26 protein-coding genes and 1 tRNA gene are annotated in these 26,722 nt (G+C 63.7%); 9 read left to right on the top strand and 18 right to left on the bottom strand.

The features are described from left to right. Positions 1 to 21: 21 nt before the first annotated feature. On the bottom strand, positions 22 to 636 hold the full coding sequence (locus MSIL_RS00805; protein ID WP_012589206.1) for a ribonuclease D: 615 nt from the start codon (positions 634 to 636) through the stop codon (positions 22 to 24). Positions 637 to 815: 179 nt separating this feature from the next. Between MSIL_RS00805 and MSIL_RS00800 the strand changes: the two genes are divergently transcribed. Next, positions 816 to 1,244 carry a DUF1236 domain-containing protein gene (locus MSIL_RS00800; RefSeq protein ID WP_012589205.1) on the top strand — a complete coding sequence of 143 codons (429 nt, stop codon included), beginning with the start codon at positions 816 to 818 and terminating at the stop codon, positions 1,242 to 1,244. A 53-nt stretch (positions 1,245 to 1,297) separates the two neighbouring features. Here the strand turns inward: MSIL_RS00800 and MSIL_RS00795 are convergent, their stop codons facing one another. Together MSIL_RS00795 and MSIL_RS00785 are read right to left on the bottom strand one after the other, a co-directional pair. Then, entirely contained in the window at positions 1,298 to 2,104 is an 807-nt protein-coding gene (locus MSIL_RS00795; RefSeq protein ID WP_012589204.1) for a DUF2189 domain-containing protein, read from the bottom strand. A 1,101-nt stretch (positions 2,105 to 3,205) separates the two neighbouring features. After that, positions 3,206 to 3,290 (bottom strand) — tRNA-Leu (locus MSIL_RS00785). Between the two features lie 202 nt (positions 3,291 to 3,492). On the opposite strand from MSIL_RS00785, the gene MSIL_RS00780 reads away from it, so the two are divergent. Beyond that, positions 3,493 to 4,500, top strand: coding sequence for a complex I NDUFA9 subunit family protein (locus tag MSIL_RS00780; RefSeq protein ID WP_012589203.1), 1,008 nt, complete (start codon positions 3,493 to 3,495; stop codon positions 4,498 to 4,500). A gap of 1 nt (position 4,501) precedes the next feature. Here the strand turns inward: MSIL_RS00780 and MSIL_RS00775 are convergent, their stop codons facing one another. Together MSIL_RS00775 and MSIL_RS00770 are read right to left on the bottom strand one after the other, a co-directional pair. Beyond that, positions 4,502 to 5,224, bottom strand: a complete 723-nt coding sequence (locus MSIL_RS00775; RefSeq protein ID WP_012589202.1) for a sulfate transporter family protein — start codon at positions 5,222 to 5,224, stop codon at positions 4,502 to 4,504. Between the two features lie 57 nt (positions 5,225 to 5,281). Next, positions 5,282 to 5,476 carry a YqaE/Pmp3 family membrane protein gene (locus MSIL_RS00770; RefSeq protein ID WP_012589201.1) on the bottom strand — a complete coding sequence of 65 codons (195 nt, stop codon included), beginning with the start codon at positions 5,474 to 5,476 and terminating at the stop codon, positions 5,282 to 5,284. Positions 5,477 to 5,708: 232 nt separating this feature from the next. On the opposite strand from MSIL_RS00770, the gene bioB reads away from it, so the two are divergent. Beyond that, the gene (bioB, locus tag MSIL_RS00765; RefSeq protein ID WP_012589200.1) at positions 5,709 to 6,701 is read left to right on the top strand and encodes a biotin synthase BioB; all 993 of its coding nucleotides are present in this window, start codon (positions 5,709 to 5,711) and stop codon (positions 6,699 to 6,701) included. Between the two features lie 16 nt (positions 6,702 to 6,717). After that, positions 6,718 to 7,989: a PQQ-dependent sugar dehydrogenase gene (locus MSIL_RS00760; protein ID WP_012589199.1), complete on the top strand. Its 1,272-nt coding sequence runs from the start codon at positions 6,718 to 6,720 to the stop codon at positions 7,987 to 7,989. A 33-nt stretch (positions 7,990 to 8,022) separates the two neighbouring features. On the opposite strand, the gene trpB is transcribed toward MSIL_RS00760, so the two are convergent. The 8 genes from trpB to MSIL_RS00720 form a co-directional block, all read right to left on the bottom strand. Continuing rightward, positions 8,023 to 9,276: a tryptophan synthase subunit beta gene (trpB, locus tag MSIL_RS00755; protein ID WP_012589198.1), complete on the bottom strand. Its 1,254-nt coding sequence runs from the start codon at positions 9,274 to 9,276 to the stop codon at positions 8,023 to 8,025. 130 nt (positions 9,277 to 9,406) lie between these two features. Next, a complete protein-coding gene (locus MSIL_RS00750) occupies positions 9,407 to 10,135 on the bottom strand; it encodes a phosphoribosylanthranilate isomerase (RefSeq protein WP_012589197.1) in 729 nt (242 codons plus the stop codon). A gap of 211 nt (positions 10,136 to 10,346) precedes the next feature. Next, positions 10,347 to 10,673 carry a lipopolysaccharide assembly protein LapA domain-containing protein gene (locus MSIL_RS00745; protein WP_012589196.1) on the bottom strand — a complete coding sequence of 109 codons (327 nt, stop codon included), beginning with the start codon at positions 10,671 to 10,673 and terminating at the stop codon, positions 10,347 to 10,349. Positions 10,674 to 10,805: 132 nt separating this feature from the next. After that, positions 10,806 to 11,096: an integration host factor subunit beta gene (locus MSIL_RS00740; protein ID WP_012589195.1), complete on the bottom strand. Its 291-nt coding sequence runs from the start codon at positions 11,094 to 11,096 to the stop codon at positions 10,806 to 10,808. A gap of 153 nt (positions 11,097 to 11,249) precedes the next feature. Further along, a complete protein-coding gene (gene sppA / locus MSIL_RS00735; protein WP_012589194.1) occupies positions 11,250 to 12,224 on the bottom strand; it encodes a signal peptide peptidase SppA in 975 nt (324 codons plus the stop codon). 202 nt (positions 12,225 to 12,426) lie between these two features. Then, entirely contained in the window at positions 12,427 to 12,879 is a 453-nt protein-coding gene (locus MSIL_RS20450) for a GNAT family N-acetyltransferase (RefSeq protein WP_244406301.1), read from the bottom strand. Between the two features lie 101 nt (positions 12,880 to 12,980). Beyond that, entirely contained in the window at positions 12,981 to 13,700 is a 720-nt protein-coding gene (locus MSIL_RS00725) for a phosphatidylserine decarboxylase (protein WP_280110221.1), read from the bottom strand. A gap of 175 nt (positions 13,701 to 13,875) precedes the next feature. Further along, on the bottom strand, positions 13,876 to 15,798 hold the full coding sequence (locus MSIL_RS00720; RefSeq protein ID WP_041368248.1) for an ABCB family ABC transporter ATP-binding protein/permease: 1,923 nt from the start codon (positions 15,796 to 15,798) through the stop codon (positions 13,876 to 13,878). A 271-nt stretch (positions 15,799 to 16,069) separates the two neighbouring features. On the opposite strand from MSIL_RS00720, the gene MSIL_RS00715 reads away from it, so the two are divergent. Together MSIL_RS00715 and MSIL_RS00710 are read left to right on the top strand one after the other, a co-directional pair. Continuing rightward, entirely contained in the window at positions 16,070 to 16,723 is a 654-nt protein-coding gene (locus MSIL_RS00715) for an LOG family protein (protein WP_012589191.1), read from the top strand. Positions 16,724 to 16,729: 6 nt separating this feature from the next. Next, complete coding sequence (locus tag MSIL_RS00710) at positions 16,730 to 17,794, top strand: energy transducer TonB (protein ID WP_012589190.1); 1,065 nt, start codon at positions 16,730 to 16,732, stop codon at positions 17,792 to 17,794. Positions 17,795 to 17,845: 51 nt separating this feature from the next. On the opposite strand, the gene cimA is transcribed toward MSIL_RS00710, so the two are convergent. The 3 genes from cimA to cysS are packed head-to-tail and all read right to left on the bottom strand — an operon-like array spanning position 17,846 to position 21,299. After that, entirely contained in the window at positions 17,846 to 19,453 is a 1,608-nt protein-coding gene (gene cimA / locus MSIL_RS00705; RefSeq protein ID WP_012589189.1) for a citramalate synthase, read from the bottom strand. Next, positions 19,450 to 19,953, bottom strand: coding sequence for a GNAT family N-acetyltransferase (locus MSIL_RS00700; RefSeq protein ID WP_012589188.1), 504 nt, complete (start codon positions 19,951 to 19,953; stop codon positions 19,450 to 19,452). The genes cimA and MSIL_RS00700 overlap by 4 nt, the downstream gene beginning before the upstream one ends. Continuing rightward, positions 19,950 to 21,299 (bottom strand): cysteine--tRNA ligase, encoded by a 1,350-nt coding sequence (gene cysS, locus MSIL_RS00695; protein ID WP_012589187.1) that lies wholly within the window; start codon positions 21,297 to 21,299, stop codon positions 19,950 to 19,952. The genes MSIL_RS00700 and cysS overlap by 4 nt, the downstream gene beginning before the upstream one ends. 341 nt (positions 21,300 to 21,640) lie before the next feature. On the opposite strand from cysS, the gene MSIL_RS19935 reads away from it, so the two are divergent. Next, complete coding sequence (locus MSIL_RS19935; protein ID WP_012589186.1) at positions 21,641 to 22,066, top strand: hypothetical protein; 426 nt, start codon at positions 21,641 to 21,643, stop codon at positions 22,064 to 22,066. A 153-nt stretch (positions 22,067 to 22,219) separates the two neighbouring features. On the opposite strand, the gene MSIL_RS00685 is transcribed toward MSIL_RS19935, so the two are convergent. Beyond that, entirely contained in the window at positions 22,220 to 22,750 is a 531-nt protein-coding gene (locus MSIL_RS00685) for a CreA family protein (protein ID WP_012589185.1), read from the bottom strand. A 266-nt stretch (positions 22,751 to 23,016) separates the two neighbouring features. On the opposite strand from MSIL_RS00685, the gene MSIL_RS00680 reads away from it, so the two are divergent. Then, entirely contained in the window at positions 23,017 to 24,129 is a 1,113-nt protein-coding gene (locus MSIL_RS00680) for a DUF2865 domain-containing protein (protein WP_012589184.1), read from the top strand. Here the strand turns inward: MSIL_RS00680 and MSIL_RS00675 are convergent. Continuing rightward, a complete protein-coding gene (locus tag MSIL_RS00675; RefSeq protein ID WP_012589183.1) occupies positions 24,092 to 25,453 on the bottom strand; it encodes a glutamate--tRNA ligase in 1,362 nt (453 codons plus the stop codon). The genes MSIL_RS00680 and MSIL_RS00675 overlap by 38 nt on opposite strands. 119 nt (positions 25,454 to 25,572) lie before the next feature. Between MSIL_RS00675 and MSIL_RS00670 the strand changes: the two genes are divergently transcribed. Beyond that, on the top strand, positions 25,573 to 26,718 hold the full coding sequence (locus tag MSIL_RS00670; protein ID WP_012589182.1) for a ceramide glucosyltransferase: 1,146 nt from the start codon (positions 25,573 to 25,575) through the stop codon (positions 26,716 to 26,718). The last annotated feature ends 4 nt before the right edge of the window (positions 26,719 to 26,722 follow it).

Raw genomic sequence — 26,722 nt, 5'->3', positions numbered from 1 at the left:
AAGGCGAGGTAAATTTTGGGCTCATTGGTGCGAAAAAATATCCGAATCGCCCCAGCCCATCAAATCGAGCTTCGCCCGGGTCGGCAAAAAGGCGAATGACGCCTCGGCGAGCGCCCTGCGCCCCTCTCGCTCGAGCATGGCGTCAAGCTTCGTTCGCAAGGCATGCAGATGCAAAACGTCCGACGCCGCATAGGCAAGCTGCGCCTCGGACAAAATGTCGCCGCCCCAATCCGAAGATTGCTGCTGTTTCGACAGTTCGATTCCGAGCAGCTCCCGCGCCAGATCCTTGAGGCCGTGCCGGTCCGTATAGGTCCGCGCTAGTTTCGAGGCGATCTTGGTGCAATAGATCGGCCCGGTCATCACGCCGAAGGTTTTGTAGAGGACAGCGATGTCGAACCTTGCGAAATGGAACAGTTTCTCGACCGCTGGGTCCGCGAGCAGGCGCGTCAGATTGGGCGCAGCGGTCTGAGCCGGCGCGATCTGGACAAGATCAGCCGAGCCGTCTCCGCGCGACAATTGAACGAGGCAAAGCCGATCGCGGCCGGGCACGAGACCCATCGTCTCGGTGTCGATCGCAACGGCGCCGGAAAACGCCTCGCCCTCCGGGAGATCGCCCTTGTGTAGGCGGATCGTCATGGGCGGAGGCTTTTTAGCGATGGGATTTTTGGCGTGGCGTGAAGGTTCTGCATCCGGGGCGCCTAGCATTCCGCGGCGTTCGAAGCAAGCGCCGCGCCCTCCGCTCCCGACTTTTTGCCGGAACCCGCAGTGCTCGGGGGCGTTAGGCCGCCGAAATCCGAACAGGGTGGGAGACCAACATGCAGAGAAAGTTTGGGATCGCCGTCGTGGCGGCGTTGATCGCGACCCCGGCCGCCTTGCAGGCGCAAGGTCTTGTCGGCGGCGCGCAAGGCGGCGCCCAACGCGGCGCGGCGCAAGGCGACGCCCTCGGAGGCCCCATTGGCGGCGTCGTCGGCGGAGTAGTCGGCGGCGCGACGGGAGCCGCGACAGGCGTTCTTGGCCTCGATCAGGCGCCGCAATTTCGCGACTACGCGCTGCGCGAACACCGCTCCAGCTTCCGCTTTGACCGCCAGCTTCAGCCGGGCGAAAGGCTGCCCTTGAGCGGAGTGACCTATTATCCGGTTCCGAAGGAATATGGCGTCGATCCGCGCTATCGTTACACCGTGGTGAACGACCATGCTGTGATCGTCGATCCGCAGACACGCCGCATCGTGCAAGTCATCGATTAGGTTGGAAGCGACGAGAGCGCCCTTTGAGGCGCTCTTTTTCATTCAATCGGCGTTCAGGCGGCGACGATCTTGCGATAAAGCCTCCAGGTGGCGAAGCTGAGCACCGGGACGGCGACCAGCAGACCGAGAAAGAATGGCAGCGCGGCGACGAAAAGCGTCGCGAAAACGATTCCCGCCCAGATCAGCATGGGCGCCGGGCTTGCAGCGACTGCGCGCAGACTGGTGATCATCGCGGTGACGAAATCCACCTCGCGGTCGAGCAGCAGCGGGACGGATATGACCGTCAGCGAAAACACGGCGAACAGCGCCGCCGCGCCGAGCAAATTGCCGACGATGAGGAAGAGCCAGCCTTCAGGCGTCGTTACAACCAGACCGAGAAACCCCGTCAGCGTCGAGAACGCGCGCAGGCCAAAGAAGATGGCGACAAGCATCTGCGCGGCATACATCCACGCCATGAAGACAAACAGCGTCACGAACGCCATCCAGGCGAGTTCGGCGCCGCCCTGCGCGACCAGCGTGCGGGCGATCGCGCCCCAGGACGGACGCTCGCCCCGTTCCTTCAGCCGGCTGACCTCATAGAGACCGACGGCGGCAAAGGGGCCGATCATCGCGAAGCCGATGATGGCGGGATACATAAGATAGCTGAGGCCGCGTTCATACGCCCAGGCGGCGATCGCGATCCCGCCGAGGGCGAAAATCGCGCCGAAGACGAGGCCGTAAACTGGCGCGTTTTGGAAATCGCCCCATCCCTGCCTCAGCGCGTCATAGACGTCATCGGTCGAGATCGGGCGGACAATCAAGGCCGCCCCTGTGGAGTCGCGCGCCGTATGCGTCGCGTCAATGGGAATTCTCTCGCTCATGGCGCCCTCGAAATAACGTCTCTCCCCGGCGCCGCTTCGTGGCGGCGCTCCGCTCCAAGAGTGCATCTGCGCGCGAGATTTGGCAACGCTTCTTCGATCTTTAGAAGCGAGAACGGATGGAGCGCAAAGGATCAAGGGAAACGCATGGCGCGCGCGCTGCATCGCAACATCAAGCCTTTGTAGACAAACTAACTGGCAGTGGCGCTGGGGCGCAGCGCAGACCAAGCTGTCGGCGCCGAATTTGTTGCTGCACGAAGGGTTAGAGGCGGGCATCGACCTGCCGCAGCGCCCAATAACACCAAAGCACGAAACTTAAGAGCGTATTTGCGACGGCTTTGCGCTCAAGCGGAGCAGGGAAGCAACGGGGGACGGGAATACCTGGCGTTGCCGGCCGCCTGCCGTCTATGCACCGGTTCAACCCTTGTATTGCTTGAGGACTTGCGCGGCGTCAAACGCCCCCTGCGCGCCGGATTCGTTAGCATGGAACATGGTCATAGTAACGCCAACGCTGGCTGTTCGACGGTATAGAGGCGTGGAGAATCCACTCCCGTTGACCGTAGCGAAGTTCTGGCCCCCTGAGACCGTCGCGTCTCCCGAACTATAGGTCCCTGCGTATTCAGAAGCTTGGCCGACCTGCGCCTGATCGAATCGAAAGTGGGAATAGCCATTCTGCAACGTTAACTCGGCGGCACGGCGCATCGTTTGAGCTGGAGCCTGCCCAACAAATAAAAGCCCGGACGCCTGAGTGTCTAGACGAATTACATTCGGTGCAAGAGGCATTTCTTGCGTAGTAACGCACGCAGCGCAGAAAAAACCCCCAGCAACGATTCCAATAATTCTAATTGCAATGGTCATTAAAGTCCCACAGACATTTTATGTATATTCGAACGTAATATCCGATCAAATTCACATTTGGTCCATGACAAGGAGGCTTTCCGCCGCGAGCTGAAGTCTGGCGCAACGATCAGGCAACGCTGTCAGCCAAAAATAGCCGTCGTCAAGGACAGTCAAAGCCACAGATGTATCCCCCAACGTATCACTGGCTGGGCCGCTGCGGGAGACCTAAGGCCTTGAAAACTTGCGGAAAAACACCAAAAGACTTGGTGCCCTGGAGAGGACTCGAACCTCCACGGCTTTCACCACTGGTACCTGAAACCAGCGCGTCTACCAATTCCGCCACCAGGGCACTTGCCGCTCTGATACGCAGGCCGGTTCCGTATTGTCAATCGGCGCCAGCGCCCGGCGGCAAAAAGCTGCATGGGTTTTGGCTCTCGTCCGCGAACGCATCAAACCGCTGTTGACGGCTCCTCTCAGGCCTGTACAGGCGCGGGCTTGGCGCTTAAAACGGCGCGGGAGCGCATCGACCTCCCGCGGCGAGGACGAAAACCATGGCGGATCAGCTGATCAGGACGAAACGGCTTGCAGTCGTATTCGGCGGCTCGGGCTTCATTGGCCGGCACGTCGTTCGCGCGCTGGCCAAGGACGGCTGGCGCGTCCGCGTGGCGTCGCGTCGGCCCGATCTTGCGTTCCATTTGCAGCCGCTGGGAAACGTCGGCCAGATCCACGCCGTGCAGGCCAATCTGCGCTATCCCGACTCGATTGAGCGCGCCCTGCGCGGCGCGGACGCCGCGGTCAATTGCGTCGGCATTTTGAGCCCCGCGGGCGAGCAGACGTTTGACGCGATCCACGCCTCGGGCGCCGAGGCCATCGCCAAGGCGGCAAAGGCGGCGGGCGTGAAATCCTTCGTGCAAATCTCGGCGATCGGCGCTGATGACGCCAGCGCCTCCGCCTATGCGAAGACCAAGGCCCAAGGCGAGGCGCTCGTCGCCGCGGCCTTCCCCGGCGCGGTCATTTTGCGCCCCTCCGTCGTGTTTGGCCCAGAGGATGAATTCTTTAATCGCTTCGCCGCCATGGCCCGCTTCATGCCCGTTCTGCCGCTGATCGGCGGCGGCGAAACCAAGCTGCAGCCGGTGTTCGTCGGCGATGTCGCCCGCGCCGCGGCGCTTGCGCTCGACGGCAAGGCAAAGCCCGGCGCCATCTACGAGCTCGGCGGGCCGGAAGTCGCGACCATGCGCCGAATCATGGAGTTCGTCTTAAAGGTGACCGAACGCAAGCGGCGGCTCGTGACGCTGTCCTTCGATCAGGCCAGAAGCGTCGGCGGCGTGACGGAAGTTCTCTCAAAACTGTCGCTCGGCCTGCTGCCCAAAATGTTCGAGATCACCCGGGATCAGGTCGAGCTTTTGAAACACGACAATGTCGTCTCGAAAGCCGCAATCGTCGAGGGACGGACATTGCAGGGCCTTGGCCTGGCGCCGGAATCCTTCGAGGCCTTCACGCCCACCTATTTGACCCGCTACCGCGCGACCGGACAATACGCCGACCGCCGCATGGCCTGATCTAAGTCTGATAAGGCGGCGTCGCGGGTCTCGCTCGCCGGATCGCCGCGGCGATCCGCGCCATGAAGGCGGCGCCAAAGAGCGGCGTCAGCAGATTGAGAACCGGAACCGCGAGCATGGCCGCCATGACGAGGCCCGCGCCGAACAGCTGCGCGGCGTTCGCCTTGCGCAGGCGGGCGACTTCCGCCGGGGGCAGATAGCGCAGCGCGGCAAGTTCGAAATAGCCGCGGCCGAGCAGATAGGCGTTGGCCCCGAAAAACGCGACAAGATTAACCCCCGGAGCGAAAAGCAGCAGCAGCGCCACGAGATTGACGGCGAGCGCGACCGCGGCGAATTCCACCGCGACGCGCGTCGCGAGCCCGACCGGCATTGGGCGGCCGATATCTTTCGGATCGAGCCCCGCCTCGACATGTTCGGCAAGGTCGTCGAAGAAAAAGCCGGCGACGAGGAAAGAAACCGGCGTCACCAGAAAAGCGAGGCCAATGAAAAGTCCGACGCCGCCGACAAACGACAGCGCCGTCGCAACCCACGGATAGGCCGCCATCGACGGCAGCGCCAGGCCGGCGATGATCAGCTTTTCGAGGCCGATCCAGACCAGCGCCAGCAGCGCGAGCGTAAGGCCGAGCGTTTTCCAAAGAACGCCGCGAAACGGCGGCGTAAAGATCTGGCCGGCGGCGGCGACAGCGGCGTCGAACACATTTGTCCCTTCGATTTTACTGGACATGAGCGGCGCCGCGCTTGAGCCATTTTAGGATCAAGTCTGGCGCGACCTCAAAAGGCCCTAGCGGCGTGGGCCGAGCGCGCGGCCGATTTTCTCATCCGTTTTGAACTGGCTCAGCGCATAGACCGCCCAAAGCGCCGCCGGAATCCATCCGATCAGGGTAATCTGCAAAATCAGGCAGATCACGCCGGCGACCGGCCGTCCAATGGTGAAGAACAAAAGCCAAGGCAGGAAAACTGCGATCAGCAGGCGCATGGACGTCCTTTCAATTTCGCGGCGGTCCCGATAGGCGGCGCGCCGGTCGCCCTAAAGATGCTCATGCGCCCGCGTTTCGCAAGGCTCCGCGCGCGTAAAGACGGCGCCCCGCCGCCCCGGCTCGGGTTGAAGCTGCGCTTTCATTCCTATAGCCTTGAGCACAGATCCCGTCGCTTCCCATCGCGGCGGCGAGCCGGCGCACAGCCGAAAACGCACTCCGGAAAGCGAACGCATGACACATCAGGCCGCCGACCCGTTCACCCGGCATGATTGGACTCTCAGCGAAATTATCGAGATCTATAAATCGCCGCTGCTGGAGCTGATCGCGCGGGCGAATGCGATCCATCGCGAATTTCATGACGTCAACGACGTGCAGAAGGCGAGCCTCCTCAGCATCAAGACCGGCGGCTGCCCGGAAAATTGCGGCTATTGTCCGCAATCGGCGCATCACAAGGAAGTGCATCTCGACCGCATCCATATGATGAAGCCGGATGAAGTCCTTGAGATCGCGGCGCGCGCGAAGGCGGCGGGCGCAGACCGTTTCTGCATGGGCGCGGCCTGGCGCAGCGTGCGCGACGGCCGCGAATTCGATTCGGTGATCGAGATGGTGCGCGGCGTGCGCGAACTCGGGCTGGAGGCCTGCGTCACGCTCGGCATGCTCAATGCGGCGCAGGCCGGGCGGCTTAAGGAAGCCGGCCTCACGGCCTATAATCACAACCTCGACACCGGCCCCGACTATTACGACAAGATCGTAACGACCCGCAGCTATGACGACCGGCTCGATACGCTGAAGGCCGTGCGCGGCGCCGGCATCGAAATGTGCTGCGGCGGCATTGTCGGCATGGGCGAGAGCGTCGCCGACCGCGCCGCGATGCTGCAGACGCTGGCGCGCTTTGATCCGCATCCCGAAAGCGTGCCGATCAATGCGCTGGTGCCCGTCGAAGGCACGCCGCTGGGCGAGCGCGAACGGATCGATCCGCTGGAATTCGTGCGCATGATTGCGGTCACGCGCATCGTGCTGCCGGCCTCCCGCGTGCGGCTTTCGGCCGGCCGCTCCGTGCTGAACCGCGAGGCGCAGGTTCTGTGCATGGTGGCCGGCGCGAATTCGATTTTTTATGGCGAGCAGCTGTTGACGACGCCGAATGTCGGCGAAACCGATGACGACGCCCTCTTCGCCGCGCTGGCGCCGCAATGCCAGCTGAAAGACGCCCTGCCGACGGATTAAAAGAAGAGCCGCCAAAATGGTCTTGAGGGAGAACGCCCGCCGCAACGGGGGCTGCACGTTGATGCTCGGCGCGCTGGCGCTGTTTGGATTGGTTCTTGGTCCCGCTTGGGCGCAGGAGACTGCGCCAACGCCCGCAGCGCCGGAGATGCCTCTCGACCCCGGGATGGCCGCCCGCCACGCCGCCGCTGCGCGCCTCAAGCCGAATCTCGCCAAAATCAAGCTGCCGCCTGGCTTCGAGATCAGCGTTTTTACCGTCGCGCCCGGCGCGCGCACGATCGCGGTCGGGCCGCAGGGCAAAGCGATTTTCATCGGCACGAAGGACGAAAAAATCTTTGTGGCGCCCTACCGCCATGAGCAGACATTCACCGACGAAGTGTCCGAGTTCGTCACCTCGGCAAATATGAAGATGCCGCACGGCCTTTGTTTTGCGCCGGACGGCACGTTGTTCGTTGCGGAACAAAACCGTATCCTATCCTACGCCAACGCCGAATGGGGATATCACGACCCGTTCCTGCCTGCGGAGACGGTCGTCGCGCAGGGCAAACTGATCCCCGCGCAATTTGAATCGACGAACCACTCGACGCGCGTCTGCCGCGTCGGCGCGGACGGCAAGCTCTATGTCTCGCTCGGCCAGCCTTACAATGTGCCGCCGAAAGACAAGCAAGCCAATTTCGTCAAGCTCGGCATCGGCGCCATCATCCGCATGAATCGGGATGGATCGGAGCGCGAGATTTTTGCAAATGGAATCCGCAATTCGGTTGGCCTTGATTTCAACCCCGCCGACCAGACGCTGTGGTTTACCGACAATCAGGTCGATCAAATGGGCGACGACCGGCCGCCCGGCGAATTGAACCGCGCAACAGCGAAAGGCCAGAATTTTGGCTTTCCGTGGTATGGCGGCGGCCATGTGCGGACCGACGAATACAAGGATGAAGCGCCTCCCGCGGGATTGGTTTTTCCCCAGGTCGAAATGGATGCGCACGCCGCCGACCTCGGCATGATTTTTTATCGCGGCGCGCAGTTTCCATCCGACTACAAGGGCGGGATTTTCTCCGCCCAGCACGGCTCATGGAACCGCACGACGCCGATCGGCGCGCGGATCATGTTCACGCCGGTAAAACCGGACGGGACCGCCGGCAAGGCAAGAGTCTTCGCCGAAGGCTGGCTGGAAAAAGACGGCTCCTATTGGGGCCGCCCTGTGGATGTGGCGGAGCTGCCGGACGGCTCGCTTTTGGTCTCCGATGACTACAATGGCGTCATCTACAGGATTGCGCGCACACAACAGTAACCCGCGACAGTTCCGTTCCGTCGCCGCCCCGCTTTACATCCCGCCGAGGTGTTCGGCGACGGTGAAAATATCCTTGTCCCCGCGGCCGGAAATATTCACCACCATCAGATGATCCTGCGGCTTCAACGGCGCGATGTCGCCGACCTTGGCCAGCGCATGGGCCGGCTCCAGCGCCGGGATGATGCCCTCAAGCTTCGAGCATTGCTCGAAGGCGGCCAGCGCTTCCGCGTCGGTCGCGGACAGATAGGTCACTCTGCCGGATTCCTTCAGCCAGGAATGTTCGGGGCCGATGCCCGGATAGTCGAGGCCGGCCGAGATCGAATGGCCTTCCTCGATCTGGCCGTCCGCATTCATCAGGAGATAGGTGCGATTGCCGTGCAGCACGCCGGGGCGCCCGCCCGCGAGCGAGGCGGCGTGCTTGTCATCAAGGCCAAAACCCGCCGCCTCCACCCCGTAAATCTCAACCGACGGATCGTCGAGGAAAGGGTGAAACAGGCCGATGGCGTTCGAGCCGCCGCCGATGCACGCCAGCAAGGAATCCGGCAGGCGGCCCTCGGCCTCGCGCATCTGACGCCTCGTCTCATCGCCGATGATGCATTGGAAATCGCGCACCATCGCGGGATAGGGATGCGGCCCCGCCGCGGTGCCGATGCAATAAAAAGTATCGGCGACATTGGTGACCCAGTCGCGCAGCGCCTCGTTCATGGCGTCCTTCAGCGTCCTCGCGCCCGATTCCACCGGCACGACCTTGGCGCCGAGCAGTTTCATGCGAAACACATTGGGCTTTTGCCGCTCGACGTCGACCGATCCCATATAGACGACGCAATCGAGCCCGAAGCGCGCGCAGGCGGTGGCGGTCGCGACGCCATGCTGGCCGGCGCCCGTCTCGGCGATAATGCGCGTCTTGCCCATGCGCCGCGCCAGCAGAATCTGCCCGAGCACATTGTTGATCTTATGCGCGCCGGTGTGGTTCAGATCCTCGCGCTTGAAGTAGATTTTTGCGCCGCCCTCGCTTCCGGCGTCGGCCGCTTTGCGTCGAAAAAACTCGGTCATGCGCTCGGCATAATAGAGCGGGCTCGGCCGGCCGACGTAATGGGTAAGGAGATTATCGAGTTCGGCCTTGAAGGCGGGATCGGATCGTGCGGCCTCATAGTGACGCTCGAGGTCGAGAATCAGCGGCATCAGGGTTTCGGCGACGAAGCGGCCGCCAAAGACGCCAAAATGGCCGCGCTCGTCGGGGCCGGTGCGATAGGAATTGAGGTTTTGCGCAACAAAAGCCTGGCTCATTTGGCCGCCTGTGATCGGACGAGGGCCGCGCCGCGCCAAGAGCCGCAGGCTGGCGCTGCGCGCCGGACCTCAAAAAACGAAAATCTCGCGTGTTTCCAATGCCGCGCCCGCCGGCGCAAGCGCCCTCTGTCTAGCCGTTTCGCCGCGCCAAACCAAGCTTCTCCTGCAGCCCGGCCTTGCCGCGCGGCGCGGATTTGGCGGTTGGGGCGACGCCCGGCGCTTCGGCGCGCGCGGCCTGGATGAAGGCGGCGATCTTGTCGGCGTCCTTGACGCCCGGAGCGCTCTCCACGCCGGATGAGACGTCGACGCCATGCGCGCCTGAAGCGCGCAGCGCCTCCGCCACATTGCCGGAATGAAGGCCGCCGGCGAGCAGCCAGGGCCGGCTGATTTTCTGCCCGGCAAGCAGCTTCCAGTCGAATGGAGCGCCATTGCCGCCGGGATGCGCAGCATTCGCCGGCGCCTTGGCGTCGAACAGCAGCATGTCGGCGACCTCGTCAAAGATGCGGATTCGGTCGAGGCCGGCGCGGTTCTCGATTTCGATCGCCTTGATGACCTTCAGACCGAAATTGGCGCGGATGGCGGCGACCCGCTCAGGCGTCTCCTTTCCGTGCAATTGCAGATAGGCGGGCCCCAGCGCGGCAATCGCGGCGGCGAGCAACGCATCGTCGGCGTCGACGGTCAACAGCACCTTGGCGACGCCCGGCCCGACGCGCGCGCCCAGCTCCTGACCCTGCTGCAGGGAAATATGCCGTGGGCTTTTTTCGAACACGACAAAGCCGACCATGTCCGCGCCGGCGGCCATGGCGGCGTCGACGGCCTCGGGGGCCTTGAGGCCGCAGATTTTGATCAATGTGCTCATGATGCGCCTCGGCGCTGCGCCTTTGCGGCGGCGGCCTGCAGATGTTTCACTTAACGCGCATTCCGGCCGGACGATCGCATACCGCGCCGGATAATTCGCGTCATGGTCCTGAATGGATAGGGATCAATCCGTTAGGAAGCGGGGCGGAACTTTGCTCTTTGATTGACGCATCCCCATTGAACCGAAAAGTCTGCGACTTCTCGGCGCGATGCTAGACGCCCTTGCGATGCTCGATCGCCGGATGCAGCGTCTGGCGCGCCCGTTCCGCATTGACGCGGCGCAACTCGGCGCGGGCGCGCCGGCCCGCCCGCCGCTGGGCGCCCTGCCCCATCCAGGTCGCGACGCCGCCAAGCGCCACGCCAACCATCAGCGTCAGGAAAAGCACCAGATAGAAGGGGGCGCTCAGCTGCGGACCGTTGACCCCGCCATTGGGAAACGGATCGAGATAAAGCGTCACCGCATGCCGGTTCGCTAGCGCAAGGGCCAGCGCCACGAAGATGACGGGAAGCAGGATCAGCCATTTCAGAAAACGCGCCATCGCATCCGCCGGCTTGGGTTCAAGCGCCTGAAGCGCATGTCGTGATTGAAGTTTCGCGTGACAGGTCCGGATCCTTAACCCCGAAACGCCCGGGGCGCCAAGGCCCGCAAATCGTGGGGCAGACCGAAGGGTTCAGTCGTCCACCCCATTGTTCAGCCTCTCGCGCATTTCCTTGCCGGTCTTGAAGAAAGGAACCACTTTTTCATCGACTGACACATGCGCGCCCGTGCGCGGATTGCGTCCCACCCGGGCGTCCCTGTGTTTTACCGAAAAGGCGCCAAAGCCGCGCAATTCGACGCGGTCGCCGCGCGACAAAGCATTGGTGATCTCGTCCAAAATGGCGTTGACGATTTTTTCAACGTCGCGAAGGTAAAGATGCGGATTACGGTCGGCGATACGCTGCACCAGCTCGGATTTGATCATTCGCCTCGCCCGTTAAAGGACTTCCGCATAGATTAAACAGGGGGCAGCTTGAGCGATGTAGAAGCGCTTCGCAAATCGATCTTGCAGCTCAAGAGCCGCTGCCGCCGTCGCTCCCCCCTCGCAGCGACGACGACCGTCAGACCGCCAAGGCCTTCAATTCGCGCCGTCAACTTGCCAAATCGAGACCAGACCGTCAAGCATCCGCGCCTCGACAAACTGGCTGGAGCGCCCCAAAAGCCGGCTTAATTCGTCTAAATGAAAAATGCTTGCGGCGCGTGCGGCAAAGCTGAACAGACCGATGCGGCCGAACGAGCCCTGCTGCTTCCAATCGCGAATTTTCAGCCCCTTTGGCACAGCTCTTTCCTGCTCCAGCCACGCGATCGCCTCCCTCTCGCCGCCGAGGCGATCGACGAGATGCAGACCAAGCCCCTGCCGGCCGGTAAAAACGCGGCCGTCATCGACCGCGGCGAGTTGCGGCGCGGTCAGATTGCGGCGCTCGCGCACGAGATCCTTGAACCAGACAAAACTGTCGTCGACCAGCGAGGCGAGCGCAGCGCGCGCCTCGGGGCTTGTAGGCTCAAAGCCGTTCGGGGCCGCTTTCAAGGGCGATGATTTGACAGCTTCGACCTTGACCCCGACCGTATCGAGCAGCTTCGTCACATTGGGATATTCGACAAGGACGCCGATCGATCCGACCAGCGAATTGCCCAGCGCGACGATCTGGTCGGCCCCAAGCGCGGCGATATAGCCGCCGGAGGCGGCAAGCGAGCCGACGACAGCGACCGTCGGCTTCTTGGCCGAAAGGCGGCGAAGCTGGTCGTAAAGCCGCTCCGCGCCCGCCGTTGTGCCGCCCGGACTGTCGATCGACACCAGCACCGCGGCGGCGTCCGACTCCTCGATCCTGGAAATAAGTTTGAGCGTGTCGCGGTCGCCGGTGATCAAGCCGCTGATCGACAGCCTTGCGATATGCGGCGCAAAGCTCACCGAGTCGTCCGATGAGGCAAGCCGCAGCCCAATCGCCAGAACGCCGATCACGGCGGCTCCGAAAGCGAGGATGCGCCAGAAGGAAAGCCGCCGACGCAAGAGCCTGCGTTCGACGAGATAATCTGCGAAGTGGGGCGCTGCCATGGACAATCCAGGTTTTGGATCACGATGAGTTGGATCGATCCAAACTCATAACGCGACCGATGCCAATGTTCAGAGCGCGACGTCGGGGCGGCATGCTCCAGGCGGAACGCGATTTTGCCGCGGACCCTCGTGAATTACATGGTTTGCCGCGGGACGATAGGAGGCCAGTGGGCGCGAGGCAAATGAATTAGGGGCGCCCGCGTCAGCCCGGCGGCTGGCGCAGATCGATCGTCACATGGATAACGCCGTCCTCCCGCCTGACGGTCAGGGGCAGACCGGCGCCCTTGAACACCGAAAGCATGGCGAGATTGTTGGCGAGAACTTCGGCCTCGAAGACGCCGACGCCATTGGCCTTTGCGAGTTCAACGAGCTTGCGCATCAGCGCGCGCGCCAGCCCCTGCCCCTGAAAATCCTCCTCGATGGTGAAGGCGACTTCGGCGCGATGGGGGGGATTGTTGTCGTCGAGCCCAAAATAGCTGGCGCCGCCGATGACGATCTCCTCATCGCCGACCCGGGTCGTGACGAGAAGCGAGACATCGTGGACAAAATCGACGCCGGTAATATGTTCGAGCTCCGCCTCGGTGACATTGGTTTTGTAGTTGAGAAAGCGCTTGTAGACCGTCTCGGCGTCGAGATGCCGGAAGGCCTGACGGATTCCTTCATTGTCGTCCGGCCGCGCCGGGCGAAGCGTTGCCAGGGCGCCATTTTTTTAGCTTCAGCTCGACCGGAAGCAAATCTTTCGCAAGCGCCATTGCCCTAACTCGACTTGAATGCTCGCCGGTTCGCGCCGGCGCGCAGTTCGGCCAGCACAGTTTCACCGGCGACGGCTTTTGAGCCAACCGTCACCAGCGCGCGCGCCGTCCCCGGCAGGTAGACATCGACGCGCGAGCCGAAACGGATCAGCCCGATGCGGTCGCCGACCCCGATCGACTCGCCCTGCCGGACGAAACAAACGATGCGCCGCGCGACGAGGCCAGCAATCTGCACGACGCCGAAGCGGCCGGCCGCGGTCTCGATCACGAGGCCGTTGCGTTCATTGTCCTCGCTCGCCTTGTCGAGGTCGGCGTTGAGGAACAAGCCGGGCTTATAGGCGATCTTGACGATGCGGCCCGCCACGGGGGCGCGATTGACGTGGCAATCGAACACCGACATGAAGACGGAAATGCGCTGCAGCGGCTCAACGCCAAGGCCAAGCTCCGGCGGCGGCGGGAAAAACCCTACGGCCGAGATCACGCCGTCGGCGGGCGAGATCACCAGGCCCTCGTCGAGCGGGGTCTGCCGCACCGGATCGCGGAAGAAATAGGCGCACCAGGCGGTCGCAAAGGCGCCGATCCAGCCGAGCGGGCTGAAAAATGAGCCGAGCACCAGCGTTGCGACCCCGAAGGAGGCGATGAACACATAGCCTTCGGGGTGGATCGGCGTGACCTGCTTGCGAATGGATTCGATGAGCGACATGGAGCTCTCTTGCTGCGCGATCTTTGGATCACGATGGGTTGGAGCATGATGTCAGTGCGAAAGTCTGAAACGTTTCGGCATCATGCTCCAAGATCCCTTGCGGGGACTGCGCGGACGGTGTCGCATAAAGAGGCGGAAATCCCAAGTCAGGCGTCACCCTGCGCTTCAAATGCCTCTCTGGGATGAAGCGCCGACGTCAGGCCGCCGCGGGACCTTTCCCAACGCCAAGCAGCGGCGCGCCTTCGTCTTCCTCCGCCGACTCGCCCGGCTCGATGCTGATGCTGATCCGTTCGCCATCCTCGCGCGCGGCGCGGCGCAGCACCTCTTCGGCCTGACGGATTTCATATTGCCGGCTCCACATGGCGGCATAGGCGCCGCCGCGGGCGATCAACTCGTCATGCGAGCCGCGCTCGATGATCGCGCCCTTGTCGAGCACGATAATCTCGTCGGCGTTGACCACCGTCGCGAGCCTGTGCGCGATGACCAGCGTGGTGCGGCCCCTGGCGACGCGGTCGAGCGCGTCCTGGATCTCATGTTCGGTGAAGGAATCCAGCGCCGACGTCGCCTCGTCGAGCACCAGAATGGGCGGCCCTTTGAGGATGGTGCGGGCGATTGCGACGCGCTGTTTTTCGCCGCCGGAGAGCTTCAGTCCGCGCTCGCCGACCTGCGCCTCATAGGCGCCGGGCGCGCCTTCGATGAAGCGGTCGATCTGGGCGTGGCGCGCGGCCTCGCGCACCTCTTCGTCGCTTGCGCCCTCGCGGCCGTAGCGGATGTTGTAGGCGATGCTGTCGTTGAACAGAACCGTGTCCTGCGGGACGATGCCGATCGCCCCCCGCAGCGAGGTCTGTGTGACGAGATTGATGTCTTGCCCATCAATCAGAATCCGGCCCTTTGCCGGTTCATAGAAGCGAAACAGCAGCCGCGCGATGGTCGATTTGCCGGCGCCCGACGCGCCGACGATGGCGATGGTGCGCCCGGCCGGAATCTCGAATGACAACCCCTCGAGAATCGGCCGGCGCGGGTCATAGTGAAAAGACACATTTTCGAAGCGGATGGAGCCCCGCGCGACGGCGAGCGGCTTTGCGCCCGGGCGGTCCTTCACCTCCGGGTTTTGCGCCATGATGTCGAACATCATCTCAATGTCGATCAGCGACTGGCGGATCTCGCGATAGACCATCCCAAGGAAGCTTAGCGGCTGGAACAGCTGGATCATCATCGCATTCACGAGGACGAAATCGCCGATCGTATTCTTGCCGCTCATGACGCCCTTCATGCTCATGATCATCACCGCGGTCAGGCCGCAGGTGAAGATCACCGCCTGCCCCGCGTTGAGAAAGGCGAGCGAAGTGTAGGTCTTGACGCTCATGCGCTCATAGCGCGCGATCGACACGTCATAGCGCCGCTTCTCGCGCTCCTCCGCGTTGAAATATTTCACCGTCTCGAAGTTGAGCAGACTGTCGATGGCCTTGGTGTTGGCGTCGGTGTCGCTTTCGTTCATGGCGCGGCGGATGCCGATCCGCCAATTCGTCGCCGCCAGCGTGAAGGAGAGATAGGCGACGATCATGATCAGCACGGCGGCGACAAAGCGCCAGTCGAACTCGAAGAAGAACACCGCGAGGATCAGGCAGAACTCGACGAGGGTCGGCACCGCCGTCAGCATGGAGGTGCGCACGATCGTCTCGATCGAATTGCGCCCGCGCTCCAGGATGCGGGTGAGGCCGCCGGTCTTGCGCTCCAGATGAAACCGCAGCGAGAGAAGATGCAGATGCTCGAAGACGTCGCTCGCGAGGCGGCGGACGGCGTGCATGGCGACGTCGGCGAACACCGCGTCGCGGACCTGCGTGAACAGCGCCATGGCGACGCGCAGGAGCCCGTAGACGAGCGTGAGGATCAAAGGCGCGGCCAGAAACCCCGAAAACGGCAGATGGGCCGGATCGACAAGCGAATCCGTCGCCCATTTGAACGAATAGGGCACCGCTATGGTGACAAGCTTTGCGGCGAGAAGGAGCAGGATCGAGATATAGATCCGCCGCCGCAGATCGGGCCGCCCCGCAGGCCAGATATAGGGCATGAGCCGTCGCACCAGCGGGCCGACCTGCCCGCGCGGGCGCGGCGCCAACGGCGGCTTTTGCTGCGCCGGCGCGGCTTGGGACGGCTGCGACGCTTCGCCTTCGAGCGGCAGCGATCCGCCCGCGATTTTCTGCTGAAATGTCAAGCTTAAGATAAACCTTTCGTGAGCGACGCGCCCATGAGATCAAAATGAGGCCCTGCGCCTATATAGGCCGGGTTTTGGGCAAACGCACCGGCTCCCTGCAAGATCCGGCCGGCAGGCCGGGGGCTTTAGAGGCGGCGGCGCTTGATTCATTTTGGGCGGCAGGCCACAACGAGACATGATCGAGGCATTGAACGCGGCTGAGCGAGCCAATATCGACCGCATCGCGCCGGAGCGCATCCGCGCGATCTGCGTCTATTGCGGCTCGGCCAAAGGCGTCGAGCCCGCCTATGAGGCGAGCGCCGCGGCGCTCGGCCGGGCGATCGCGACGGCCGGACTCGAATTGATTTACGGCGGCGGCGACAATGGCCTCATGGGCGCTGTGGCCCGGGCCGCCATCGACGGCGGCGGCAAAGTCACCGGCGTCATTCCCGATTTCCTGCACCGCAAGGAAGGCCTCCTGGCCGATATTCAGGAGACCATCGTCGTCCCCGACATGCATACGCGCAAGCGGCTGATGTTCGAGCGGGCCGACGCCTTCGTCGCGCTCCCCGGCGGCGTCGGCACGCTCGAGGAGTTGGTCGAGCAGCTGACCTGGGTGCAGCTGGAGCGCCACACCAAGCCGGTCGTGATCGCCGATATCGACGGATTCTGGCAGCCGCTGCTGGATCTCTTCGCGCATATGCGCGAGCGGCGCTTCATTCAATCCTCGTTCGAAATCCGCTATCTGGTGGCCGAGAAAATCGAAGACGTGCTGCCGATGATCTGGACCGCCGCAGCGCGAACCGATCTGCTCGGCATTCGCAAGGAGACGGTGGATCCGCGGCTGTGAGAGAAAATGCTGCAGAAGACTTTTCGCGGCGATGATGCCTCAGCGATCCTGACCGGCGCCTGCGCGGCGCCGGGCGGCCAAGATGACTCGCTCTTGACGGATGAGTCGGCGCTTACGGCCGGCGCCGAGGACCATCTGGCCGAGCCGGCTCCCGCTGCGGAGGCGTCGCGGCGGCGGTTCTGGCTCATTCTCGCCGCCTGCCTCTTCGCCCATGCGCTGATTCTCGCCGCGATCCTTTACGAAAACAATGTGCAGCCGCCGATCGCCCCGGTCGAGGAGATCCCGGTCGAGCTCGTGCAGGAGATTCCGCAGCCCAAGGTCGAACCTCCGCCTCCGCCGCAGCCCCCTAAAAAAGAGGAAAAGCGGCCGAAGCAAAAAATAGAAGACGACGACCGCGTCGCCTACGACGCGCCGCGTGCGGAGAACAAGGAAAAGATCGAGCGCGAGGCGCCAGATCCCGAGACCAAGGCGCAGCGCCAGGCGCCGCCCTCCGAGCAGACGGCCGAGACCCCGTCCCCGCCGCAAAAGGCGGAGGCGCCGCCTATCGCCACAGTGATCGCGCCGCCCGAGGAAGCGCCGGCGAAAATCGCCGACGACAAACCGGACGCCGAGCCTCTCGACAAGGCCACGCCCTCGCCAAAGAAGAAGCCGACCGAGGCGAAGTCGCCGGTCGTCTCAAAGGCGCCGCCGACCAAATCCAAGAAGCAGAGCGTCGCGGACCAGCTCGCCTCGCTGGCGCCGACGCCCGACTACAAGGTGGGATCGGCGGCAAAGCCCTCGCCCGTCGCCGGCGGCGCGGCCAAGACGACCTATCTCTCGATCCTCTACGGCCTCATCATGCGCCAGATGCATGTGCCGGCGGACCTTCAGAATGGCCATCAGCAGGCCGACGGCATCGTCGCCTTTTATGTCGACGAAAGAGGCAATCTCACGCATCAGGCGATCTATCGCGCCAGCGGGCGCCCGGACTTTGACGCGGCGGCGCTGAATGCGGTGCGCCGCGCCGCGCCCTTCCCTGCCCCGCCGCGAGGCGATCCACACTCGATCTGGTTTCACTACGATACGCGGTGACGTTATATTTGGCGCATAATGCCGAAAGTCTGCAACTTTCGGCATTAGGCTTTACGCCCCCGCCTTCAGCAGCTTGTAGGTGATGGCGTCGGTCAGCGCCTGAAACGAGGCGTCGATGATGTTGGCGGAGACGCCGACGGTCGACCAGGTCTCGCCGGAGGCGTCGCGGAATTCCACCAACACGCGCGTCACCGCATCCGTGCCGCCCTGGAACACGCGCACGCGATAGTCAACGAGCTCAAGATCCTCGATGAAGCGCTGATAGCGGCCAAGATCCTTGCGTAGCGCGAGATCGAGCGCATTGACCGGACCCTCCCCCTCGGCGGCCGAGATCGAAGTTTCGCCGTCGATGCGCACCTTGACCACCGCCTCCGAAACCGTGACGAGATCGCCCTGCGCATTGTGGCGGCGCTCGACGTCGACGCGAAAACGCTCGACCTCGAAGAAATCGCGAATGTCGCCGAGGACGCGCCGCGCCAGCAGCTCGAAGGAGGCGTCGGCCCCCTCATAGGCATAGCCGAGCGCCTCCTTCTGCTTGACCTCGTCGAGCAGCCGGCCAAGCCTCGGATCGTCCTTGTCGAGTTTTACGCCGATGCGTTCGAGCTCGGCGAGAATGTTCGACTTGCCGGCCTGATCCGACACGAGCAGGCGGCGCTTGTTGCCGACGGATTCCGGCGCCACATGCTCGTAGGTTCGCGGCTCCTTCATCACGGCGGAGGCGTGGATGCCCGCCTTTGTCGCGAAAGCCGAGGCGCCGACATAAGGCGCCTGGCGGTTCGGCGCGCGATTTAACAGCTCATCGAGCGTGTGGCTGATCTTGGCGAGGCTCGAAAGCCTCTCCATCGGCACGCCGATGTCAAATTTTTCGGAGAAATCCGGCTTCAGCAACAGGGTTGGAATGATGGACGTCAGATTGGCGTTGCCGCAGCGCTCGCCAAGCCCGTTCAGCGTCCCTTGGATCTGCCTTGCGCCCGCCCGCACCGCCGCAAGCGAGTTCGCCACCGCGTTCTCTGTGTCATTGTGGGCGTGAATGCCGAGTCGGTCGCCGGGGGCCCTCGCGCAAACCTCGGCAACAATGCGCTCGACTTCATGCGGCAGCGTCCCGCCATTGGTGTCGCATAGAACAACCCAGCGCGCGCCTGCCTGAAGCGCGGTCAGGACGACGGACAGCGCATAAGAGGGGTTGGCCTTGTAGCCGTCAAAGAAATGCTCGCAGTCGAGAATGACCTCGCGCTGGCGCGATTTCGCCGCCTCGATCGACTCCCCGATCGAAGCAAGGTTTTCTTCAAGCGTCACGCCGAGCGCGACGCGAACATGATAGTCCCACGCCTTGGCGACGAAAGTGATGGCGTCGGCCTTGGCTTCGAACAGCATGGAAAGGCCGGGATCATTGTCGAGCGAGCGGCCGGCGCGTTTGACCATGCCGAAGGCGGCAAAACGCGCGTGGCCGAAGCGCGGCGGATCCTGAAAAAACGCCGTATCGGCCGGATTGGCGCCTGGATAGCCGCCCTCGATATAATCCACCCCAAGCCCGTCGAGCAGCGCGGCGATATGGCGCTTGTCGGCCAGCGAGAAATCGACGCCGGCCGTCTGCGCGCCATCGCGCAAAGTGGTGTCGAACAGGATCAGTCGCTCTTTTGGCGAAAAGTCTCTCGTCATTGCGGCGGTCCCGCCGGCAGCGCCTTCTTCATGCGGGTGTTGCCGAGCCAGGCGTCCTCATAGGCGACCGTGTTGCGCCGCTGCGCGACATAGCCGCGCTTGTCGAACAGGGGTTTTGCCGTATCGCTGGCGTCGACCTCGAGCGTCGTCAGTTTACGCGCCGCGGCGAGCTTTTCGATGGCGTCGAGCAGCGCGTCGGCGACGCCGGTGCGCGCAACCGCGGGATGCACATAGAGCTGGTCGATCCGATTGCCCGTGAGCACCACAAAGCCGACCGCCGCGCCATCGCGCAAGGCGACGATGCTGAGGCCGCCTTTCAAGATTTTCTCAAGCACATCCTCGTCGCTTGCCGCCTCGGCCCAGGCGCGGCGCTGCGAGTCGTCGTAATCGTCGGCGGTCAGTTCCTCGATGGCCGACAGCCTGATCTCGTAGAGCAGCGGCAGGTCGGCGGCGAGATAGGGCCGCAGCGAGGGCGCGGACGCGGTCGGTCTTACGCTCATGGTTTCAGCTCCCAGCTTGTCGCGCCGCCCTTGTTGTCTTTCAGGACCACGCCCATCGCGGCGAGCTTATCGCGCAGGCGATCTGACTCCGCCCAATTCTTGTGTTGCCGCGCCGCCTCGCGCTCGGCGATCAGCGCCATGATCTGTTCGAACGCGCTTCTTGGAAGCGCGCGTTCTTCCTCGCCAAGATCGGCTAGATCGACGCCGAGCAGGGCGAGCCCGCCAAGCAGCGCGCCGGGACGCTTCGCCTTCAATGCGTGGAGTTCGGAGATCGCGCGCGGCGTGTTGAGATCGTCCGAGAGCGCGTCGATAAAATTCGCGTCCGGCGCCTCGGGCTCCGCGCCTTCAGCGGCGTGGCGCCATTCGCTCAGCGTGCGTTCGGCTTCTTCCAGCGCCTTCACCGTAAAGTCGATCGGCTGGCGGTAATGCGTGCGCAACATGGCGAGCCTCAGCACGGCGCCGGGCCACTTCCGGCCGCCAAAACTGTCGCTGTTCAGCAACTCATGGATCGTCACGAAATTGCCGAGGCTTTTCGACATTTTCTCGCCTTCGACCTGCAAATGGCCGTTGTGCATCCAGACATGGGCCATGACGCTGTGGCCAAAGGCGCAGCGCGTCTGCGCGATTTCGTTCTCGTGATGCGGAAAGACGAGATCGATGCCGCCGCCGTGAATGTCAAAAACCTCGCCGAGATGGCGCCAGCTCATCGCCGAGCATTCGATATGCCAGCCTGGCCTTCCGCGTCCCCACGGACTCTCCCAGCCGGGTTCCGACGGCGCGGCCGGCTTCCACAATACGAAATCCATCGGCCCGCGCTTGTAGGGCGCGACCTCGACCCGCGCGCCGGCGATCATATCGTCGAGCGGCCGTTTCGACAGCGCGCCATAGTCCGGCATCGCCGGCACGTCGAACAACACGTGGCCCTCGGCGATATAGGCCGCGCCCTTGTCGATGAGTTTCTGGATGATGGCGATCATTTCCGCCATATGTTCGGTCGCGCGCGGCTCCACGGTCGGCGGCAGGCAGCCGAGGCCGGCGGCGTCCTCATGGAAGATCGCCGTCATCTCGTCGGTCAGGACGCGGATATCGACGCCGCGCTCCGCCGCGCGGGCGTTGATCTTGTCGTCGACGTCGGTGATGTTGCGGACGTAGCGGACATGATCTTTCCCATAGACATGCCGCAGCAGCCGGAACAGGAGATCGAATACGATCAGCATCCGCCCGTTGCCGATATGCAGATGATCATAGACCGTCGGGCCGCAGGCGTAGACGCGCACATCGGCCGGATCGATCGGCGTAAAAGCCTCTTTCTGGCGGGTCAGCGTGTTATAAAACCGCAGCGACATAAAATTCCCTCGAGCCGGCCCGACGTCAGGGCCTCGGAGCCTGTTCCGACCCCGAACGAACCGATCGGGGGCAGGAAAGCGCTGGCCGGCTAAGGCGTCGCTGTTGAACTCTTTATGAGGACAAGACGGCTCCAGCCAGCGGCAAGGCTAGCGGATACAAATGGACGCGATCAACGTCCGTTCAAGGCGGGCAGCCTGCGTCATGGACGAGTTTTATGCGCGAGAGGGCGCCGCCGCGTCAAGTTTTTCCGCGAGCGCCGACGCTCAAGGGCGATTAACGGAATTTTCAAACGAATTCGACACAATTCCTGCAGAACTTCACCAGATCGCGCGAGAGCCTCATGTCCCCAGTCACCCTGTCCGCGGTCCGGCGCCTCCCGCCGAGGTCGTCTTCGCTCGGACCCGTCCCCAGCAGGGCTTTTCCGCACAGGGCGCCTGCCACCGGGCTCACGCGACGCCAGCGCCAAAGATTGTTTCGCGCGGTGCTGTTTGCGATGGGCGGCCTGCTGGCGCTGTTTGCGCTTGCGCAATCGGCGAGCGCGCAGGTGCTGATCATCCCCGAAAATGACGGCTATGGCTTCGATGAATGCCTGACGACGAAGTCGGCCTGCGGCGCGGTCGTCGCCGACGCCTGGTGTGAAGCGAACGGCCTCAAGGCGTCCAAGGCTTTCGGCCGAGCGGAAGATTTTTCTGCGCCGCCCGGCGAGGAGCGGCCGGCCGATATCCGGCCGGGCTCGTTTTTCGTCGCCTGCGGCGAGAAAATCTAGCTCAAAGGCGCCGCGCCCGGCCCTGACGCGCGCCGAAAAGGCGTCTCGACGAATGCGTCATGGCGCCCTCGCGGCTCAAGACGGCCCTTCGGTCCTCCTCGCGGGCTCTTGGAACATGAGGGCGCTCGAGAGAAGCGAACCCGCGCCAAACCTCTATCCCTTGACGAAATCCGCGCATTTCAGCGCTTCGCCCGAAGCGCCCCACGGCTGGATCGGCACCGTCGAGGTCGAGTTCTTCGGCGAGCCTTCGATGAGCTTGTCGCTATAGACCATATAAACCAGCACGTTGCGCTTGGCGTCGCAGCCGCGCACGATCTGCATGCGCTTGAAAATCAGCGACCGGCGCTCACGGAACACAACGTCGCCCTGTTCGAACTTGTCCTTGAATTTGATCGGGGCATATTGCCGACAGGCGAGCGAAACGTCGGACGCCTCCTCGGCGACCCCGAACATGCCGGCGACGCCGCCTTTTTCCGGAATTGTATAATAGCAGGCGACGCCCTCGACGCTCGGATCGTCGATCGCATAGGTCGCCAGCTTGTCGTTCGGGGTCAAAAGCTTGAATACGGTGGATTTTCGGAAAATGAGGTCCGGATCGCCGGAGTCCGCGCGCGCGCTCCCTGCGACGAGCGCGAAAGCGGCAAGGGCGCCAAGGACAAAAGACCGGGAACGGATCGAAAGCATGAACGTGGCGTCTCCGCAGGATGAAGGCTCACATATGCGGGCTCGCCTGTGCGCCCGCAATAGAGCCGCATTGGACAATCGGGCGCGCCCGAACAATCGCTTGATCGCCAAAGCGGTTCAAAGCCTATAAACAAGCGCCCGGCGCGCTTGCGCCGAAGCCACGCTTCCACCATGAAGCCGTGACAGGACAACGCTCAATCGAGGCTCTGCTTTTATCGGCAGGACTTCCTTTGCAGCGCCCGCCGAGGACAGGCTGAAGGCCCTTGATGACCGACCGGTTTCCGTTTCGCGGCTTCTTCTTGCGATGCTTCAAGGACTTCTGGCTGCCCGCGCGTCGTCTCAGCTTGGCCAAGGCGACTTTCGCGGTGGCCCTGTTTGCGCTGACTCTCGGCTCAACCGACGCGCTGACGCAGACGTATGATTGCGCCGGGCTGCAGGCCAAGATCGCTGAAATCGACCGCGGCGGCGGGCGCCCGGCGCGGGGCGCCGGCCCCTCGCGCGAGCAGGTCGCCAATTTGAATCGGATCATCGGCGTCGCGCGCTCGCTCGGCTGCGACCGGCCCGAGGTCGCCTTTTCCGGCGCCGCGGGCAACCGCTGCCCCGGCCTCAATGCGCAGATCCGCGACTTGCAGGCTGCGGTCGGTCAGGCGCAATCCCAGGGCGGACCAGCAGACCGGGCGGCGGCAAGGGTCGAACTGGTCGCGCGGTTCAACACCTATTGCCGCAATCAGCCGCCGCGCCAGCGCGGCTTCTTCGAGCAGCTGTTCGGCATCCCGAGCGCCCCGGAGACTCAGCCGCAACCGGAAATGCCGGGCGTCCCCGAGGAGGCGCATGAGGAGGAGTCGCGGCCGCACGGCGGCTCGCAGGCGCTTTGCGTGCGCACCTGCGATGGCGGCTTCTTCCCCTTGAATGTATCGGCGCGAGGCGCCGATTCGGGACAATTGACGAGCCTCTGTCAGGCGCTTTGTCCGAATACGACCGTCGCGGTCTATACGCGCGCGCCGAACCGTGAGGTCGAAAGCTCAGTCTCGCTCGAAGGCGGCCTCTATTCGGAAATGCCCAACGCCGGCAAATTCGAGAAATCCTTCGATCCGGCCTGCACCTGCAAGCCGCCGGGGCAGAGCTGGGTCGACGCGCTCGCCGGCGCAGACAATGTGCTGAACCAACAGCGCAAGGGCGATATATTGGTGACGCCGGAAAAATCCGCCGAGCTTTCCGCTCCCAAGGCGCCCGCGCGCGCGGGCGCGCCAGACGCGGGCTCTCCTCAGGCCGCAAAAAGCCCCGGCCCGGCCGGCGCCGGCGGCCCCGAGGCCTATCGCGAGGTGGTCGGTCCGGACGGCGTCAAGCGACGCGTCCGCATAGTCGGGCCGACGCCCTGAACCGGCCGATCAACGGCAGCAGCGCCGCGAGCTCCGGCCCGTTTTCCTGACCCGTCAGCGCGAGGCGCAGCGGGTGGAACAGCGCCCTGCCCTTTCGCCCCGTGCGCTCTTTCAGAACATTGATCCACACGCTCCAAGTCGCCTCGTCGAAAGGCTCCTGCGGCAGGGCCGCGGCGGCGTCTTTTAGAAAGGCTTGGTCCCCCGGCTCCGGGGCGGACGGCGCGATCTCGCCCTCGACGACGCGCCACCAGTCGACGACGTCCAAAAAAACCGACAGATTGCCGCGGACGGCCAGCCAGAACGGCTCGGCTTTGTAGCCGACGATCTCATGCGCTCCGAGACGGTCGCGCACCGCCTCGAAGCCAAGCCCATGCAGCGTGCGGGCGGACAGAGCGGCAAGTTCCGCCGGATCGAAGCGCGTCTGCGTGCGCGAGAGCTGCTTGAAATCGAGGATAGAGGCAAGTTCGGCGAGGGAGACGACCGGATGCAGCGGGAGAGACGAGCCGATCAGCACGGCGGCGGCTGCGACCGCAAGCGATTCAAGGCCCGCGTCGCGCAAGCCGCCGATCGACAGCGCGCCGGTCCGCTTCGAAAGTCCCTCCCCGCTGACCGACGACAGCAGATTGTGATGCCCGAAGCCGGGCGCCGCGCCCGCGCCGGCCAGCGCCTCGAACAGTTCGATCTGCACGGCCGTATTGGTGACGTGATCCTCGCCGCGGATGATCGCCGTCACCTTGCAGTCGAGATCGTCGACCACCGACGGCAGCGTATAAAGAAACGTGCCGTCCTCGCGAATCAGCACCGGATCCGACAGCGAGGCCGAATCAATGTGGCTCTCGCCGCGAATCAGATCGTCCCAACGCACGATCCTGCGCTCAAGCAGGAAGCGCCAATGCGGGCGGCGGCCCTCGGCCTCGAGCCGCGCCTTGTCTTCCGCGCTCAGAGCCAGCGCCGCGCGATCATAGACCGGAGGCTGGCCGCGCGCCTGCTGGCGACGGCGCTTGCGCTCGAGCTCCTCGGCGGTCTCATAGCAGGGGTAAAGCCGCCCGGCGGCGCGCAATTTTTTGGCGGCGGACTCGTAAAGCGCGATCCGCTGCGACTGCCGCAGCACGCGATCCGGGACGATTCCGAGCCAGGCGAGATCGACCTCGATCGCCTGCGCGTACTCTTCTTTCGATCTTTCGGCGTCAGTGTCATCGAAGCGAAGAATGAATTCGCCATGATGTTTTTTCGAATGAAGAAAGTTCAACAAAGCCGTTCGCGCGTTGCCAATATGGATGGCGCCGGTCGGCGAAGGCGCAAAACGGACGATGGGATGCGGCATCTAGGTCCTGCAACTGTTCCGGAAGCTGTATCATGCGGGAAGGCGCCCCGGCGCGTCCCCGACGATTTTAGGACTCTTATCCAACGCCCCTCAAGAAAGGCTAGCCCCGGAGCGCGCTCATGACGTCGATTTATGCGGCCGCTTTTTTCTGCTCGACTCTGATTCTGCTGAATCTCGTCAGCGTCGGCATTGCGATGGTCCGGACAAGGCCGAAAATGCGTGCCGCGCCGACGCCCGCGCCAGCGCCCGGCGTCAGCATCGTGCGGCCGGTCTGCGGGCTCGACAATTTTTGCGAGGAGACGTTGGGGTCGAGCTTCTCGCTCGATTATCCGCTCTATGAGATCATTTTCTGCGTCGCGCGGGGGTCCGACCCCGTCGCGCCGCTGGTGCGGCGGCTGATCGCAGCTCATCCGAAAATTCCAGCCCGCCTCATCGTCGGCGACGAAAAAGTCAGCGCCAACCCCAAGCTGAACAATTGCGTGCGCGGGTGGGACGCCGCGCAGCATGACTATATTGTGCTGGCCGATGCGAATGTGATGATGCCGAAAGATTACATCCAGCGGCTGCTGGCGGGCTTTGGCCCGACGACCGGCCTGGTCTGCTCAATGCCGCTCGGCTCGCGCCCGCAAAATCTCTGGGCCGAGCTCGAATGCGCGTTTCTGAACACTTTTGAGGCGCGCTGGCAATATGCGGCGGCGGGCGTCGCCGGAGGCTTCGCACAGGGCAAGAACATGATGTGGCGGCGGCAGGTGCTCGAGGCGGGCGGCGGCATCCGCGCGCTCGCCGCCGAGATCGCCGAGGACGCCGCCTCGACCAAGCTGGTTCGGGCGCAGGGCTTGACCGTCGATCTCGTCGACAGGCCGTTCGAGCAGCCGCTTGGCCGACGCAGCCTGCGCGACGTCTGGATGCGGCAGCTGCGCTGGGCCCGAATGCGGCGAAAGACTTTTCCGCTGCATTATGCCCCGGAGATTTTCGCCGGGGCCGCTCTGCCCTGTCTTGTCGCCGCCTATGGCGCGCACGCCCTCGACGCCAGCGCGTTCGGCGTTTTGGGCGCGGCCGTTCTGACGGCGCTGGTCTGGCACATCCCGGAAATGATTTTGGCGCGCACGGCAGGGTGGCATTTCTCCTGGCGCATGCCGCTGATGTTCGTGCTGCGCGACCTGATGTTGCCAATCATGTATGTCGACGCCTGGTTCGTCGATAATTTTACCTGGCGCGGCAATGAGATGAGCGTCCGCGAGGAGCCGAGCGCGCACGGTGGGTGAAGCA

Source organism: Methylocella silvestris BL2, assembly GCF_000021745.1.
Lineage (GTDB): Bacteria > Pseudomonadota > Alphaproteobacteria > Rhizobiales > Beijerinckiaceae > Methylocapsa > Methylocapsa silvestris.
The sequence above is the reverse complement of the archived record's forward strand: the minus strand, read 5'-3'. Positions and strand labels throughout refer to the sequence as shown.

What these genes read in the sequence shown, in the direction of transcription:
- MSIL_RS00700 (WP_012589188.1), bottom strand. Translation starts at nt 19,953, where the DNA reads ATGAGCGTAAGACCGACCGCGTCCGCGCCCTCGCTGCGGCCCTATCTC.
- MSIL_RS00680 (WP_012589184.1), top strand. Translation starts at nt 23,017, where the DNA reads ATGACCGACCGGTTTCCGTTTCGCGGCTTCTTCTTGCGATGCTTCAAG.
- MSIL_RS00740 (WP_012589195.1), bottom strand. Translation starts at nt 11,096, where the DNA reads ATGATCAAATCCGAGCTGGTGCAGCGTATCGCCGACCGTAATCCGCAT.
- MSIL_RS00710 (WP_012589190.1), top strand. Translation starts at nt 16,730, where the DNA reads ATGCTGCAGAAGACTTTTCGCGGCGATGATGCCTCAGCGATCCTGACC.
- MSIL_RS00795 (WP_012589204.1), bottom strand. Translation starts at nt 2,104, where the DNA reads ATGAGCGAGAGAATTCCCATTGACGCGACGCATACGGCGCGCGACTCC.
- MSIL_RS00675 (WP_012589183.1), bottom strand. Translation starts at nt 25,453, where the DNA reads ATGCCGCATCCCATCGTCCGTTTTGCGCCTTCGCCGACCGGCGCCATC.
- cimA (WP_012589189.1), bottom strand. Translation starts at nt 19,453, where the DNA reads ATGACGAGAGACTTTTCGCCAAAAGAGCGACTGATCCTGTTCGACACC.
- MSIL_RS00780 (WP_012589203.1), top strand. Translation starts at nt 3,493, where the DNA reads ATGGCGGATCAGCTGATCAGGACGAAACGGCTTGCAGTCGTATTCGGC.
- MSIL_RS00715 (WP_012589191.1), top strand. Translation starts at nt 16,070, where the DNA reads ATGATCGAGGCATTGAACGCGGCTGAGCGAGCCAATATCGACCGCATC.
- MSIL_RS19935 (WP_012589186.1), top strand. Translation starts at nt 21,641, where the DNA reads ATGTCCCCAGTCACCCTGTCCGCGGTCCGGCGCCTCCCGCCGAGGTCG.
- MSIL_RS00775 (WP_012589202.1), bottom strand. Translation starts at nt 5,224, where the DNA reads ATGTCCAGTAAAATCGAAGGGACAAATGTGTTCGACGCCGCTGTCGCC.
- MSIL_RS00800 (WP_012589205.1), top strand. Translation starts at nt 816, where the DNA reads ATGCAGAGAAAGTTTGGGATCGCCGTCGTGGCGGCGTTGATCGCGACC.
- MSIL_RS00805 (WP_012589206.1), bottom strand. Translation starts at nt 636, where the DNA reads ATGACGATCCGCCTACACAAGGGCGATCTCCCGGAGGGCGAGGCGTTT.
- bioB (WP_012589200.1), top strand. Translation starts at nt 5,709, where the DNA reads ATGACACATCAGGCCGCCGACCCGTTCACCCGGCATGATTGGACTCTC.
- MSIL_RS00750 (WP_012589197.1), bottom strand. Translation starts at nt 10,135, where the DNA reads ATGAGCACATTGATCAAAATCTGCGGCCTCAAGGCCCCCGAGGCCGTC.
- MSIL_RS00670 (WP_012589182.1), top strand. Translation starts at nt 25,573, where the DNA reads ATGACGTCGATTTATGCGGCCGCTTTTTTCTGCTCGACTCTGATTCTG.
- sppA (WP_012589194.1), bottom strand. Translation starts at nt 12,224, where the DNA reads ATGGCAGCGCCCCACTTCGCAGATTATCTCGTCGAACGCAGGCTCTTG.
- MSIL_RS00685 (WP_012589185.1), bottom strand. Translation starts at nt 22,750, where the DNA reads ATGCTTTCGATCCGTTCCCGGTCTTTTGTCCTTGGCGCCCTTGCCGCT.
- MSIL_RS00770 (WP_012589201.1), bottom strand. Translation starts at nt 5,476, where the DNA reads ATGCGCCTGCTGATCGCAGTTTTCCTGCCTTGGCTTTTGTTCTTCACC.
- trpB (WP_012589198.1), bottom strand. Translation starts at nt 9,276, where the DNA reads ATGAGCCAGGCTTTTGTTGCGCAAAACCTCAATTCCTATCGCACCGGC.
- cysS (WP_012589187.1), bottom strand. Translation starts at nt 21,299, where the DNA reads ATGTCGCTGCGGTTTTATAACACGCTGACCCGCCAGAAAGAGGCTTTT.
- MSIL_RS00760 (WP_012589199.1), top strand. Translation starts at nt 6,718, where the DNA reads ATGGTCTTGAGGGAGAACGCCCGCCGCAACGGGGGCTGCACGTTGATG.
- MSIL_RS00745 (WP_012589196.1), bottom strand. Translation starts at nt 10,673, where the DNA reads ATGGCGCGTTTTCTGAAATGGCTGATCCTGCTTCCCGTCATCTTCGTG.